Genomic DNA, 13,129 nt, shown 5'->3' with positions numbered 1-13,129 from the left:
ATTTCTATAAATTTTTTTCAAGATAATCTATTATTTCACTTTGAAGTTCTTCCATAATTTCAGAATCACTTAAATCAATGCCTTCGCCAGCCGCATCCTGTATCAACTCTAAATAGTATGAGGCTCCATCACTCGATAAGAACTCGATTGCTGACGTTTCATCGCTTTCATTAAAAGCCTCACTCAGTGATTTAAATGCTATGTTTTCAGTAAAGTCCCAATCCATATTGAAAAAAACCTTATTAAAATAAATAACTCTTCACCCCCCATATTCGTCAACCCTTTTTTAAGAAATGTACGAGTATTTATTATTATTTAACTAAATTCACAATTAATGAAATGGATAAACAAATAAATAATGAACATTTAAATGTCTTAGGTCAGAAGCTTGAAGTATGCAGCTGTAACCCTTTAACAGGTTGGTTCCGTGATGGATTTTGCAAATATGATTTAAATGATGGAGGAAATCATTCAATTTGCTGTGTTATGGATGATAATTTTCTTAAATATAGTAAGTCTCAGGGTAACGATCTGATAACACCTATGCCTGCGTATTCCTTCCCAGGTCTTAAGGAGGGAGATCATTGGTGTATTTGTTTAGATAGGTGGAGACAAGCTTTACTTGATGGCTTAGCACCAATGGTTATATTGGAGTCAACAAATATTATAGTTTTAGAATTTGTTTCATTAGAAAAACTAAAAGAATATCAATTTAATAAAAAGTAATTCTAAATTTATTATATTTTTTAAAATAAGCATGGGAATTTATCTGTATATTCGAAATGAGATGTGAAAAATACTGGAAAAAAGCCTTAGATCAAACACATTTATCTATCAAAAAACATAGCTTATTTCCTCTTAAAACTAAAGTTGTTACAGGAGATTTTTATAATAAAAATGACTTTATAATTAGAAAACTAGATACTTCGAGATTTAAGAAAAATAATATTTACGGTCCAAAACAAAATCCATTCAACCCATGGGATAAAGTACTAGAAATAGATAAAATCGGAGCTAATCATCAATTAATACTAAATAAATATCCTGTGCAAGAGGGACATATTTTACTAATAACAAATACTTGGAAACCTCAAAATGGATGGTTAGATATTCATGATTGGTCAGCTATACAAAGAGTAAATAACGATACATCAGGTCTATGGTTTTTTAATAGTTCGCCAATAGCTGGAGCAAGTCAACCCCATAGACATTTCCAACTTTTAAGAAGAACTTATGGTGAAATTATTTGCCCAAGAGAGAAGTGGTTTCTAGATTTGGAATTAGATAATAATAATAATAGTAAGCTTAAAAAAAATATTATTGTTTCTAAATTTAGCTTATCAGGAAATTCATCAGATATTTATAATAAATACTTAGAATTATCAAAAAAAATTGGCTTGGGTGATCCCTTGAATAGTGAAAAGCCAAAATATCCTCACAACATATTAATTACAAATGATTGGATAGCCATAATCAAGAGAAAATACGATCATATAAAGGGATTTAGTGTTAATGGATTAGGTTTTGCTGGATATTTACTAATTACAGATAATTCAAATATTAAATACTTGCAAAAATATGGACCTGTTAAACTCCTTGAAAATTTCGTTTAGAAATTAATTTATAATTTCAATATTGTCTCTTTTTATTTGATTTTCTAGAACTTCAATCGAAGCGCTTACTGATGCTATTTTTCTCTCAAGGGAGTCTTTGACAAAATTAAGCATCTCTAGCTTCTTATTTTGATAAAAAGATTTTCTTTCTTTAGAGGATTTGAAATTACAATTAAACATTTTTTTTTCTTTATATTATAAAAATTTTTTTAATTTACTTGTGACTGAAATAAGATTTGATTCTGATTTAAAGACAATATGTTTATATAGACTTTCATATTATTAATACAATTAATTTTTTGTTCTATTATAAAAAAAAAGATTAATTGAGTACTTCTGAGAATTCAAATACTAAAAGGATTTCAATTGATTTGCCAGAAGAATTAATTTCTAGGTTCGATCAATTACGAAAAGAATGGGGTTTTAGAGCAAGAGGTCCTGTAATAGAAAAGTTGCTAACAGAACTTCTTCAAGAAGAAGATTTATTACCTAAACATCAACAACAATCAATAGATTATGGCGGTAAGGAAAACATAAATGATTATTCTAACTTTGATGAAAATAATGCTTTAGTTCTAATTAAATCGGATAAAGAAGAGAAAATTAAAAAAGATTTTGAAGTAAAAATCCCCATAAATAATAAAAAAGTTATTGAAAAACCAAATTTAAACATCAACTTACCTAATTTTGTAGGAAAAAAAGTTAGAAATCTTAGGAGAAGTATAAATATAGAAAAGACACAACAAAATATTAATGATATTCAAATTAATACGATCAAAGAAAATGACTTAATAAAATGTCGAATTGAAATAATTAGCCATTGGAAAAATTTATATGGAACTATTCCGAATGAACAGATAATAGAAGCATCAATGGATTGGTTCTGTATAGATATATGGCCCAATATAGATGGAACTGAACAATTACCATTCACATGGAGTGCAGCCAACAAATTAATTTCTGAACTTTGCCCCTTTTGGGTCAAACAAACGCCTTCCTTAGAATTAGTCATTTTAATGATAGGAGTCTTGGAAGATCCATTTGCGACAGCTGATTTAATAAACAGAGTACCAACATTAGTAAGAAGATTTGTAAGCAGATTTAAAAGAAAAAACAAAGGAAATTCTTTTGAAGCATTGGATTCAACAATGACAGTTCATAGTGCTTTAAAATTATTAAAATTATCAACAGCGGCAGGTTCAGCTCATACTTTAAATAAAATTAGAGAGGCATATAAGACTATAGCTTTAGAAACTCATCCAGACGCAGGAGGATCAACTGATGAAATGAGGAAGTTAAACGATGCATATCAGTTACTTAAAAACCTATACAGAAAGAAGTAGCAGTAGTCTTATATGAGACTAAGATTAAGTCTATTATTTAGTCCAAAAAAAGAAAATTAAGACATATAAATCTTAGTTTTATTTAACAGCTTAAGTAATAAACAAATCTCTTATTAAATAATCACAGCAGACCTCGATAGTCGAATTTAAGGCTAGTTTAAATAGAAAACACTAATTATTGAATAGAGAAATTTTGATATCAACAGTCTTAAACTAGACTAATAAATAGTCTTACTCTGATTCTATTATTAGATTTGTAATACATCTTAGAATATTTTATAAATTAAGTCCTTCAAGTGTCCAAAAATAAGATTAATTAATTTATAGACTGATATAACTGTATTTACGAGAACAAGGATCTGCCTTATAGACAGTACTACGAAGTTTGTAATTTCTCAATTGCAGTTTGTTTATCAATGCTGGGTATGTCACTCAATCCATTTGCATCAAACCAAGGAGCATTGGCCCAATCAAAACCTTCTCCGAATGTATTATCTGGGGCTGTAATATACCAATGGCATGACGAGTCTGGCACATCAACTGCACATTTAGACCAGTCATCAGCCCATTGAGGAACTTGAACCCACAGTACGGATGAAATTAAAAAAGAGAGTATATTTATCATGATCATTATTATATAAGATTAGTTGTTTTTATATGAATATTAACTATCTCATATAAGAATTAATATTAGACCTATTATTAGTCTATTATAAGACTTACGATAATGCTGCTATCTTAATTTTGTGGAGAATTTTTTTTCAATAATTTCAACTATGTTTTCATGTAGATCAACGATATCAGAATCTAATAATGTTTTTTCAGAATCTCTATATGACAATCTAAATGTATAGCTTATGAAATCATTACCAAAACTATTATCGTCATAAACATCAATTAAATTAACTTCTTCTAATAATTTTTTGCCAGATTTCTTTATTTGTGAGACTATCTCATTTACTAAGTATTTTTTATTGAATATAAAATTAATATCTCGTTCCATTTTTGGAACTGTAGGAAATTGTTTATAAACTGGTATCCATTTATTTTTTCTAGTACATGCATTTAAAATATTGGGTATTTTCAAACTAAAGAGGTACATTTTTTTTAATGCCTTTTTATTCGAGACTAATTTTGGATGAATTTCTCCAAAATAACCAACTTCTTTACCTTCAGTAAATAACTTGGCAGTCCTACCTGGATGAAGAAAATCTATTGAATCAGTTGGCTTATCTTCAATTGATATATTTAAAAGCGTTAATGCTTCCTTTAACTTTCCTCTTGCTTCGTAGTAGTTCAAATTTTCATCTTTACTTGATCTGTACCATTTATCGAATTTGTTATTTCCATAAATTGCTCCATTTAAGATTTCTTCTTGTGATATGTCAGGTTTTTTATGAAATATATTTCCAACTTCAAATATCCAACAATAATCATATCCTGAATTTATATTTTGATTACAAATTTTAATGTGTTCTTGCCAGATATTATCTCTTAAGCAACTTGTTTCAGTTAATAATGGATTTGAAATTTTTATTAAATCATTATTAGTCTCTGGAACAAGAGAATAAGACAACACTTCGTTAAAGCCATTATCTATAAATCCAGTTTTTAACTTCCTTAGTGCTATTTGAGAAGAAGAAAGTTTTCCTGGTTTTATAGGATTTGGCAAATTAAAATCAAACATGTCATAACCTATTAACCGTGCAATTTCCTCTATCAAATCTATTTCTCTTACTAAGTCTTGCGACCTGTTGGGAATAACTTCAACATCCCATCCATATTCTTTATTATTTAATTTACAACCAATTAGCTTTAATTTATCTGTTATTTCTTTATCTGATAAATTTCTCTTTTGTATTTGACCATTCATCTCATAATCGTTATTTCTAATTGCCAAAGGACCAAGTAGTTTGTGAATTCTATTTCTCCTTAGTGGTATTAATATTTCGGTATTCGGTAAATCTATTGAAGTATGAATTACAGGTTTCGTAATATTAAAGTACTCCTCTATTATATTGATAGCGCGGCTTACAGAATTTAATGTATTTTTAAAAGAGATTCCTTTTTCATATCTACTACTAGATTCTGTTCTAACTCCAATTTCTTTTACTGATTTTCTTATTGTAACGGGATTAAAAACAGCACCTTCAAGATAAATTGAAGATGTTTCTTTATCCACAGCTGTTTGCAAACCACCAATCACACCCGCTATGGCAACTGGCTTATCATCACAAGCAATAATTGTTATGTTTTCATTTAATTTATAAATCTCACCATTTAAACACAATAAACTTTCGTTTTCCTTTGCTTTTCTAACAGAAAAATCTTCAGGTAAAACCTCTCTACCAACTAAATTTGTTAATTTATCGAAATCGAATGCATGTAATGGTTGACCTTGCTCTAAAAGTATGAAGTTAGTTATATCCACCAAAAGATTAATCGAATTAATCCCAGATTTATCTAAACGATCTTTAATCCATTGAGGAGTAATTTTCTTACCACTCACAGATACAATTTTACTAATTGAATAAAGACATTTTTTTGTAATAGCCTCAGTGCACAGATCAAAATCCTTATGAACATTAATTTCGTATACATTTTTTATTTTTGGAAGATTTAAATTTGTTTCCAGAAGAGCGGATATTTCTCTAGCAATTCCAACAACAGACATTCCATCAGGTCTATTAGCAGTTATAGCTAGATCGTATACGTAATCGTTCAAATCAAGTAAAAGGGCAGCAGGGGTACCTAATATATGCTTTGAAGCCTTTTCCTCCTCAATAATAGCAATACCTTCACTATTATCTTCAATTCCCAACTCCTCTAATGAACATATCATTCCTTCGCTCAAAGTTCCTCTTATTTCACTCTTTTTGATAGTTAAATTGATTGCGTTTAAATGGACTCCAACAGTAGCAACATAGACATATATATTTGCTTTTACATTTTTTGCTCCACATACTATTTGTAGAGAATTCGAGCTTCCAATATCAACATTACAGATAGATAATTTATCAGAATTATCATGTTTAACTACTGATATAACTTTTCCTAAGACAACTCCTTTAACATTTTCTGAGCAATTAATAAGAGACTCAACTTCAAATCCGCCGATTGATAATTTTTCAGATAAATCTTCAGGTGAAGTATTTATATCTACAAGGGATTTTAACCAATTTTGAGAAACCTTCATTTATTATTTTTGTCTAATGATACTAAAAGAAAAGTGAATATATGCAAAATAGTTTCTTGAAGTTGTACAATAGAAAATTATACATCAGCGTATTAATCAAAATGGCAAAAAAAGGTACAAGAGTTGTAGTAACCTTAGAATGCACTGAAGCTAGAACAAGTTCAGAACCAAGAAGATCTAATGGTATCTCAAGATATACAACAGAAAAAAACAAAAGAAATACTACAGAACGATTAGAACTCAAAAAGTTTAATCCTCATTTGAACAAAATGACAATTCATAAGGAAATCAAATAAATTAAAAACATGCCAAATTCTATTTTTAAAAAACAATTATCACCAATCAAACCTGGTGACCCTATAGATTATAAAGACGTTGAGCTTCTAAAGAAATTCATTACTGAAAGAGGCAAGATTTTACCAAGAAGAATGACAGGACTAACCTCCAAACAACAAAGAGATCTTACATTGGCTGTAAAAAGAGCAAGAATTGTTGCCTTATTGCCATTTGTTAATCCGGAAGGATAAAAAATTTAAATTTAATAGTTACTTAAATAATATTCTAAATATTTGAGAGATTTAACTAATTTAAAAACTTTTATTATTGATTCTGAGAATCCCAAAGAGATTGATGATGCTTTCTCTTTAGAATTAATAGATGGAAGTAAAAAAAAATTATGGATTCATATTAGCAATCCATGCAAATTATTTTCAACTGATTCAAAAATAGATCTTGAGGCAAAAAGTAAGAGCAGTAGTTTATATTTAATTGATCAATATATTCCTATGTTGCCTTCTGAAATAATTGAAAATGCAAATTTAAATCAAAATAAATTATCAGAAACAATAAGTGCTTCAATAACGTTTAATGAGAATGGTTCAATAAATGAATATGAGATGTTAGAGGCGAAAATAATACCTAAATATCAATTAACATACGAAGATGCAGAAGAAATTATTGAATTAGAACCTAAAGAAGAATTTGAATTAATAGAAATTAAAAATCTATTACTTAAAAGTCTTAAATATCGAATAACACAAGGTGCAATTATTTTTGATATGCCAAGTAATAAAATAGATATTATCGACGGAAATGTCGTGATTAATAATATATATAAAAATGTTTCGCAAACAATTGTATCTGAATCAATGATATTAATGGGTTATGTCACTAGTTTATTTTTATTTAAAAATAATATAGTTACACCTTATAGAACCCAAAAAATAAATTGTGATGTATCTGAGATACTAGCAAAATATAAAAATAGTGATATAAAGTTTTCAATATTAAAACAATTTATGGGTAAAAGTTATATCACTACAAAGGCTAATAAACATGAATCATTAGGTCTTAAAATGTATACTCAATGTACTTCACCACTTAGAAGATATTTAGACTTAATTGTTCAAAGACAAGTATTTAATTATATTACAAATAAAAAGGAACTAAATATAAATAAGATTAATGAAATAATAGATTTAACAAAGATTAAACAATTAGAGATTAACAATATTTATAAAAATAATAAATTAAAATATTTAAATATATTTTTTATTAATGAAAATAAATCATCGTACAAAATAATATTTATTAAATGGATAAATATAAAAAAAAGTATAGCTTTAGTCTATTTTCAAGAATACTCATTAGAGCTTCTAATAATATTATATATTTCTATAGAAACATATACTAATAAAATATATAAAGTTAAATATAATGAAAATGATAATAATCTTTTAGAATTTATTCACTAGCTATAAATAAACTCTATATCATAATATTTAGATATTATATTTGTTACTATTAGAAAAAAGATATTATGAGCTTTGTAATTACTACCCCATTATATTATGTAAATGATAAGCCTCACTTAGGGAGCATTTATACTACTTTAATTTGTGATTCCATAGCAAGGTTCAAGAGACTATCAGGCGATAATGTAATTTTCATTACTGGAGTTGATGAACATGGTTTAAAGATTCAAAGAACTGCTAGTAATAAAGGTGTAGATCCTCAATCTCATTGTGATGAGATTTCTGATATTTTTAAACAAAATTGGAAATCTTGGGACATAACAAATAATAAATTTGTAAGAACCAGTTCTCAAAATCATGAATCTATAGTTAATGAATTTTACAACAGAGTAAAAGCTTCTGGAGATATCTATATGGGAGTCCAAAAAGGATGGTATTGCGTCGGTTGTGAAGAATTTAAAGAAAATCCAGAAAATCTATCATCATATAAATGTCCAATTCATCAAAAAAACTTAGAATGGAAAAATGAAGAAAATCTTTTTTTTAGATTATCTAAATATCAATCACAAATCGAAGAACTTATTAATGAGCCTTCATTTATTTATCCCAAAGAAAGAAGAAATGAAATTATCAATTTCGTAAGCAAAGGTTTAAAAGATTTCTCAGTATCTAGAACAAATGTATCTTGGGGAATATCAGTACCCGATACAAAGGATCATACTTTTTACGTATGGTTTGATGCTTTACTTGGCTATGTAAGTGCTATATGCCCAAATATGAGTGATCCATCATTGGAATCATCTATTAATAATGGATGGCCTGCTGACATACATTTTATAGGTAAGGATATCCTAAGGTTTCATGCTGTTTATTGGCCAGCGATGCTTCTTTCAGCTGGTATGGATGTACCTAAAAGAGTATTTGGTCATGGCTTCTTAACAAGAGAAGGTCAAAAAATGGGGAAAAGCTTAGGAAATGTATTAGATCCAAATCTTTTATTATCTAAATATGGTAAGGAAGCAGTTAGATGGTATCTTTTAAAGGATATTTCATTGGGTAGTGATGGTGATTTTCAAAATAAAAGATTTGTAGACATTATTAATAATGATTTGGCTAACACAATTGGAAATTTATTAAATAGAACATCTTCAATGTCTAGAAAGTGGTTTGACAATAAAGTTCCAGATACTTATGAGTTAATCATTGATAATACATTGCAATTATGCTGCAATGAAGCAGTAGAAAAATTTATAAATCATTTTAATTTATATGAGTTAGATTTAGCAGCTAATGTTATACTTAATCTTGCAATTAATACAAATTTATATCTTAACGAAAAACAGCCTTGGAAATTAATTAAAGATGAAAATAATATTTCTATTGTATGTAATATAATTTATGATGTATTAGAAAGTACAAGAATTATTGGCTTATTATTATTACCAATATTACCGGATTTATCCTCCAAAATTAACATGCAATTGGGATCTCTATATAATAAAAATGAGTCTTGGAATGATCAATTGAATTGGGGTTTATTGAAATCTAAATCAAATTTACCAGCTCCATATCCAATTATTGAAAAACTAGAATATGAATAGATTTTATAAACTTTTTTTAATAACTACAATAATTATTGGAGGATGTAAAACTCGAGATATAGAAGATAAAATAACTAACCAAAGTATTAATAGTTTAAATATGAATATATTCTCTAATGAGGGTAATAAATTACTTTCAATTGAGAGTCCCTACTCAAGATACGATAGGGAAAAAAATACTTTAAATCTTAATGAAACCACAATAAATCTCTTTCAAAATAATGAAAGTGAATATATTATAAATTCGGACAAGTCAAAACTCTCGAACAATAATACACTACTAGAATTGTCTGGTAATGTATCAGTCAAAACATTACTTAAACAAGAAGATAAATTATATTCAAACTCTTTTAAATGGGATATTAAAAATTCTGAGTTTTTATTAATTGGAAATGTTTTATTTCAAAATGACTCAATTACACTAAGTTCTAATAAAGCAATTCTTAATAAAAAAAATAAAATTATTGAATTTTATAATCCAGTTAAATATAAATTCAATAACAGTAATAAAGACAGTGGATATGAAGTCAACTCTGAAAATGCCTACTATGATATCGATAAAAAATCTGTAATCTTCAGATCAAAAGAAGAGAGAGTTCGTTCTAAAATATATTTTTAATAACTATTTTTCAAAAATAGATTGTTTAATTTTTTTGCCCAATTATTAATCCATTTTTCATCTGATTTTGTAAAACATCTATAACTCCATCCTCCTATTAAAATAAAAGATTTTTTATTTATAGGAACTATAAGCACAGAAGGTATATTTGGGCAAAAACTGAAGAATTCATCTCTTCCTGGATAAAACTTCGTGTTAGCTAAAGAAATTAATTTCATATCTTTCACAGATCTCAAACAAGTTTCTCGAGGTTTAAAAACATCATTGGAAATAATACCTCTTCTTAAAATATTTTTACCATCGTTGTGAATTAATATAGTAGCCGCAGCTGTTGAAGTTAATATTGTCTCTGATCCCCAAGCCAATTCATCTAATATTTCTGATGATAATTCAGGATCAAATATAAATCTATTTTCCCCTATTAAATCAACTCTTTCTCCAAGATTTGGATTAAATTGTTTAAATAAAAAACCTATTAATACAATGATTACTGATGAGATAGCTGCTAAAACTTGAGCTCTTTCAAGTGCGGGGGATATTGAATCAATTGAAAAGAAATTTCCTAATTGAAAGAAAAAAAGTATGGAGCCAATAATTATTAACGATTTACCATTAAAATTCATATCTGCTTCTAAGTAAATTAAAAAATTACTTGAAATAATTATATTGGGTTTTATCCAAAGATTCTCAGACTTATAGTTTATTATTATATAATTGTCTAAAAAACCAAAATGATTAAGTCTATTTATAAGTCAGTGTTTTCAATCGTAATGATAGGTTTTCTTTTCATTACATTACCAATAAAAACTTATGCTGATAATTTTAATAAAATTAGCGACCTGTTTATTGTTACTCAGCAAAAAACAGTTATAAATTACGAAAAAAGTCAGCCTTCCTCAATTGATAACCCAGTAGTTGATCCCAACTTTAACGCAATGAGAGCTGAGGATGCTGAGAGTTCTACAGCTACTTATATAGTTATTGGCCTCTTAGTTGCAGCTACAATAATACCTCTTGCAACATGGTGGTTTTTCTCAAAATAAGTTTTTTTAAAGATGGAAAATCATGGTAATAATTTTGCAAAAGTAATATTTATAACTGGGGGAACAAAGAGCGGTAAAAGCGAATTTGCAGAATATTTAGGTAGAAAATTACCAAAAATAACTTATATAGCCTTATCTGAGTCAAGACCAGACGATTTAAATTGGCAAAAAAAAATTCTTCAGCATCGTAAAAGAAGGCCTAAAAATTGGGCGTTAATAGAAACAAATAATCTTGTAAATGTATTAAAAAAAGACAAAGGTCCAATATTAATTGACTCTATAGGAGGCTTTATAATGGAGAGTATCTATAAAAATGATGAAGAATGGGAAAATCAAATACATTTGCTTTTAAATCTTTTAAAAAACAGAATAAAAACAACATTAATTGTTGGAGAACAAGTTGGTTGGAGTTTAGTTTCAGAATACGAAATTGGTAATAAATATATAGAAAGGCTTGGAGATCTTCAAAAAAGAATAACTAGAATTTCAGAAGAGAATTGGCTAACCATAAATGGTAGAGCAATAAAATTAGATAAAATTAGTATTGAAATACCTTTTTAGTAATTGGAAATCTCACTTTTTGAACCGCGGATTCCTCAAAATACTGGTAGTATCGCTAGAACGTGTGCTGCTTTTGACATAACATTAAATCTTATAGAGCCATTAGGTTTTAAATTAGAAGATAAATATTTAAAAAGAGCTGGTCTTGATTACTGGCCTTTAGTTAAATTAAATAATTATCCTAATTTTAAAAAATTTAAGGAATCAAAAAAAAATAAAAGAATTATCGCCTTTAGCAAAAAAAATGGTATTTATCTGAACAGATTTAGATTCTTAAAAGATGATATTTTATTATTTGGAAGAGAAGATACAGGATTACCAGAAAGCGTTATTAACGGTAGTAATTCATTAATATCAATTTTCATGCCTAATGTAGAATTATCTAATAATGATAAAAAAGGTGTTAGGAGTCTTAATTTATCAGTTGCGTGCGGAATAGCAATTTATGAGGCTAATAAACAAATAAATTTTCAAACTGGTAATTAAGACTATTCATGATTTAAGATATATGTAGGTCTCGGTAGCTCAGCTGGTTAGAGCGGCGGATTCATAGCCCGCAGGTCGCGTGTTCAAGTCACGCTCGAGACATTATTATTATGGTGTGACACGTACAGCTAATTTATTTTTTTATTTTTGTTCATTATATTCTTGAAAAATTTGAACTCAATGTAGTCATTAATCATTTGGACCTCATCCTCTACATATTTTTCATCTAAATTGAGATCTTCACACTTTTTATGTTCTTTGTTATCAAAAATATCATTAGTAATTAGTGCCGAATTATCAATATTAGACGAAAATTCATAATTTTTTTTATTTTTTGAATTAATTAATACTCCCCTAGAACATAGTGCTTCTTCAACTAATATCCCAGTCACTTTTGATTGACTTAATTTATTATTTTTGCAAAGTTGATCTATTATTTTCTGAACTTCTGCACTTGGTAAGAACCCAATTCTTTTTCTTTGAGTGGGCATAATACAATATTTCTGTGACACTTGCGTCTTTCTAGTGTTGCACTATATTTAGTATAAGTCAACGTAAAATTAATGGAAGTTCTAATAATTCCAATAGGATTTTTTCTATGGTATTTAGCCTATGAAGCTAAACCAATAAATAATGATGAAGCAACATGTATTTGGGAAGAGGAAAATTTTGTTAAGAGGACAAAACTTTTACATATTCTAAGAAAGAATTTTTAGTAACTCAGCTATAATTATATTAAATTAAAAAAAGATATGAATTTAAAAGAAAGAGGAGTAACTGTCGGTGATTTATTAATAGTTTCAGTAATTATAATTTCAACAATATTTTTTATTAATAGAGCCGAATATAGTGACGACCAATCTCACTTATATCTGAACATTAGCGAAACTTCTAAAAATAACATTTCATAATT

General features: G+C 27.6%; 18 protein-coding genes and 1 tRNA gene. 13 read left to right on the top strand and 6 right to left on the bottom strand.

The window, feature by feature from the left end:
- Positions 1-4: 4 nt before the first annotated feature.
- On the bottom strand, positions 5-226 hold the full coding sequence (locus P9515_RS04660) for a hypothetical protein (RefSeq protein ID WP_011820267.1): 222 nt from the start codon (positions 224-226) through the stop codon (positions 5-7).
- A 113-nt stretch (positions 227-339) separates the two neighbouring features.
- On the opposite strand from P9515_RS04660, the gene P9515_RS04655 reads away from it, so the two are divergent.
- Together P9515_RS04655 and P9515_RS04650 are read left to right on the top strand one after the other, a co-directional pair.
- The gene (locus tag P9515_RS04655) at positions 340-726 is read left to right on the top strand and encodes a DUF2237 family protein (protein ID WP_011820266.1); all 387 of its coding nucleotides are present in this window, start codon (positions 340-342) and stop codon (positions 724-726) included.
- Positions 727-782: 56 nt separating this feature from the next.
- Entirely contained in the window at positions 783-1,613 is an 831-nt protein-coding gene (locus P9515_RS04650; protein ID WP_011820265.1) for an ATP adenylyltransferase family protein, read from the top strand.
- Between the two features lie 3 nt (positions 1,614-1,616).
- Here P9515_RS04650 and P9515_RS09700 read toward each other — a convergent pair whose 3' ends face one another.
- Positions 1,617-1,793: a hypothetical protein gene (locus P9515_RS09700; protein ID WP_011820264.1), complete on the bottom strand. Its 177-nt coding sequence runs from the start codon at positions 1,791-1,793 to the stop codon at positions 1,617-1,619.
- A 146-nt stretch (positions 1,794-1,939) separates the two neighbouring features.
- Between P9515_RS09700 and P9515_RS04645 the strand changes: the two genes are divergently transcribed.
- Positions 1,940-2,956, top strand: coding sequence for a molecular chaperone DnaJ (locus tag P9515_RS04645; RefSeq protein WP_041710594.1), 1,017 nt, complete (start codon positions 1,940-1,942; stop codon positions 2,954-2,956).
- Positions 2,957-3,332: 376 nt separating this feature from the next.
- Here P9515_RS04645 and P9515_RS04640 read toward each other — a convergent pair whose 3' ends face one another.
- The gene (locus P9515_RS04640; protein ID WP_041710593.1) at positions 3,333-3,581 is read right to left on the bottom strand and encodes a hypothetical protein; all 249 of its coding nucleotides are present in this window, start codon (positions 3,579-3,581) and stop codon (positions 3,333-3,335) included.
- A 108-nt stretch (positions 3,582-3,689) separates the two neighbouring features.
- A complete protein-coding gene (gene pheT, locus P9515_RS04635) occupies positions 3,690-6,152 on the bottom strand; it encodes a phenylalanine--tRNA ligase subunit beta (RefSeq protein WP_011820261.1) in 2,463 nt (820 codons plus the stop codon).
- 101 nt (positions 6,153-6,253) lie between these two features.
- Here pheT and rpmG point away from each other — a divergent pair, with 101 nt between their 5' ends.
- From rpmG to lptC, 5 genes are all read left to right on the top strand, one after another.
- Entirely contained in the window at positions 6,254-6,448 is a 195-nt protein-coding gene (gene rpmG / locus P9515_RS04630; RefSeq protein ID WP_011820260.1) for a 50S ribosomal protein L33, read from the top strand.
- Between the two features lie 9 nt (positions 6,449-6,457).
- Positions 6,458-6,679: a 30S ribosomal protein S18 gene (rpsR, locus tag P9515_RS04625; RefSeq protein WP_002806014.1), complete on the top strand. Its 222-nt coding sequence runs from the start codon at positions 6,458-6,460 to the stop codon at positions 6,677-6,679.
- 42 nt (positions 6,680-6,721) lie between these two features.
- Positions 6,722-7,906, top strand: a complete 1,185-nt coding sequence (locus tag P9515_RS04620) for a ribonuclease catalytic domain-containing protein (protein ID WP_011820259.1) — start codon at positions 6,722-6,724, stop codon at positions 7,904-7,906.
- A gap of 65 nt (positions 7,907-7,971) precedes the next feature.
- Entirely contained in the window at positions 7,972-9,507 is a 1,536-nt protein-coding gene (locus P9515_RS04615) for a methionine--tRNA ligase (protein ID WP_011820258.1), read from the top strand.
- Positions 9,500-10,126: an LPS export ABC transporter periplasmic protein LptC gene (lptC, locus tag P9515_RS04610; RefSeq protein WP_011820257.1), complete on the top strand. Its 627-nt coding sequence runs from the start codon at positions 9,500-9,502 to the stop codon at positions 10,124-10,126. Before P9515_RS04615 ends, lptC begins: the two co-directional genes overlap by 8 nt.
- Here the strand turns inward: lptC and P9515_RS04605 are convergent.
- On the bottom strand, positions 10,123-10,749 hold the full coding sequence (locus P9515_RS04605; protein ID WP_011820256.1) for a cofactor assembly of complex C subunit B: 627 nt from the start codon (positions 10,747-10,749) through the stop codon (positions 10,123-10,125). The two genes, lptC and P9515_RS04605, sit on opposite strands and share 4 nt — an antisense overlap.
- 108 nt (positions 10,750-10,857) lie before the next feature.
- Between P9515_RS04605 and P9515_RS04600 the strand changes: the two genes are divergently transcribed.
- From P9515_RS04600 to P9515_RS04585, 4 genes are all read left to right on the top strand, one after another.
- Entirely contained in the window at positions 10,858-11,169 is a 312-nt protein-coding gene (locus tag P9515_RS04600) for a hypothetical protein (protein ID WP_011820255.1), read from the top strand.
- Positions 11,170-11,181: 12 nt separating this feature from the next.
- Entirely contained in the window at positions 11,182-11,730 is a 549-nt protein-coding gene (locus tag P9515_RS09505; protein ID WP_011820254.1) for a bifunctional adenosylcobinamide kinase/adenosylcobinamide-phosphate guanylyltransferase, read from the top strand.
- Positions 11,731-11,733: 3 nt separating this feature from the next.
- On the top strand, positions 11,734-12,216 hold the full coding sequence (locus tag P9515_RS09500; RefSeq protein WP_011820253.1) for a tRNA (cytidine(34)-2'-O)-methyltransferase: 483 nt from the start codon (positions 11,734-11,736) through the stop codon (positions 12,214-12,216).
- A gap of 28 nt (positions 12,217-12,244) precedes the next feature.
- A tRNA-Met gene (locus P9515_RS04585) sits at positions 12,245-12,318 on the top strand.
- Between the two features lie 26 nt (positions 12,319-12,344).
- Here P9515_RS04585 and P9515_RS04580 read toward each other — a convergent pair.
- Entirely contained in the window at positions 12,345-12,707 is a 363-nt protein-coding gene (locus P9515_RS04580; RefSeq protein WP_011820252.1) for a hypothetical protein, read from the bottom strand.
- Between the two features lie 72 nt (positions 12,708-12,779).
- Here P9515_RS04580 and P9515_RS09695 point away from each other — a divergent pair, with 72 nt between their 5' ends.
- The gene (locus P9515_RS09695; RefSeq protein WP_011820251.1) at positions 12,780-12,932 is read left to right on the top strand and encodes a hypothetical protein; all 153 of its coding nucleotides are present in this window, start codon (positions 12,780-12,782) and stop codon (positions 12,930-12,932) included.
- The last annotated feature ends 197 nt before the right edge of the window (positions 12,933-13,129 follow it).

The sequence above is a fragment of the Prochlorococcus marinus str. MIT 9515 genome (assembly GCF_000015665.1).
Taxonomy (GTDB): Bacteria; Cyanobacteriota; Cyanobacteriia; order PCC-6307; family Cyanobiaceae; genus Prochlorococcus_A; species Prochlorococcus_A marinus_P.
This window is presented reverse-complemented; position numbering and strand designations above follow the sequence as displayed.

Coding starts and splice junctions, on each gene's coding strand:
- P9515_RS04660 (WP_011820267.1), bottom strand. CDS start 226: ATGGATTGGGACTTTACTGAAAACATAGCATTTAAATCACTGAGTGAG.
- P9515_RS04655 (WP_011820266.1), top strand. CDS start 340: ATGGATAAACAAATAAATAATGAACATTTAAATGTCTTAGGTCAGAAG.
- P9515_RS04650 (WP_011820265.1), top strand. CDS start 783: ATGAGATGTGAAAAATACTGGAAAAAAGCCTTAGATCAAACACATTTA.
- P9515_RS09700 (WP_011820264.1), bottom strand. CDS start 1,793: ATGTTTAATTGTAATTTCAAATCCTCTAAAGAAAGAAAATCTTTTTAT.
- P9515_RS04640 (WP_041710593.1), bottom strand. CDS start 3,581: ATGATAAATATACTCTCTTTTTTAATTTCATCCGTACTGTGGGTTCAA.
- pheT (WP_011820261.1), bottom strand. CDS start 6,152: ATGAAGGTTTCTCAAAATTGGTTAAAATCCCTTGTAGATATAAATACT.
- rpmG (WP_011820260.1), top strand. CDS start 6,254: ATGGCAAAAAAAGGTACAAGAGTTGTAGTAACCTTAGAATGCACTGAA.
- rpsR (WP_002806014.1), top strand. CDS start 6,458: ATGCCAAATTCTATTTTTAAAAAACAATTATCACCAATCAAACCTGGT.
- P9515_RS04615 (WP_011820258.1), top strand. CDS start 7,972: ATGAGCTTTGTAATTACTACCCCATTATATTATGTAAATGATAAGCCT.
- lptC (WP_011820257.1), top strand. CDS start 9,500: ATGAATAGATTTTATAAACTTTTTTTAATAACTACAATAATTATTGGA.
- P9515_RS04605 (WP_011820256.1), bottom strand. CDS start 10,749: ATGAATTTTAATGGTAAATCGTTAATAATTATTGGCTCCATACTTTTT.
- P9515_RS04600 (WP_011820255.1), top strand. CDS start 10,858: ATGATTAAGTCTATTTATAAGTCAGTGTTTTCAATCGTAATGATAGGT.
- P9515_RS09505 (WP_011820254.1), top strand. CDS start 11,182: ATGGAAAATCATGGTAATAATTTTGCAAAAGTAATATTTATAACTGGG.
- P9515_RS04580 (WP_011820252.1), bottom strand. CDS start 12,707: ATGCCCACTCAAAGAAAAAGAATTGGGTTCTTACCAAGTGCAGAAGTT.
- P9515_RS09695 (WP_011820251.1), top strand. CDS start 12,780: ATGGAAGTTCTAATAATTCCAATAGGATTTTTTCTATGGTATTTAGCC.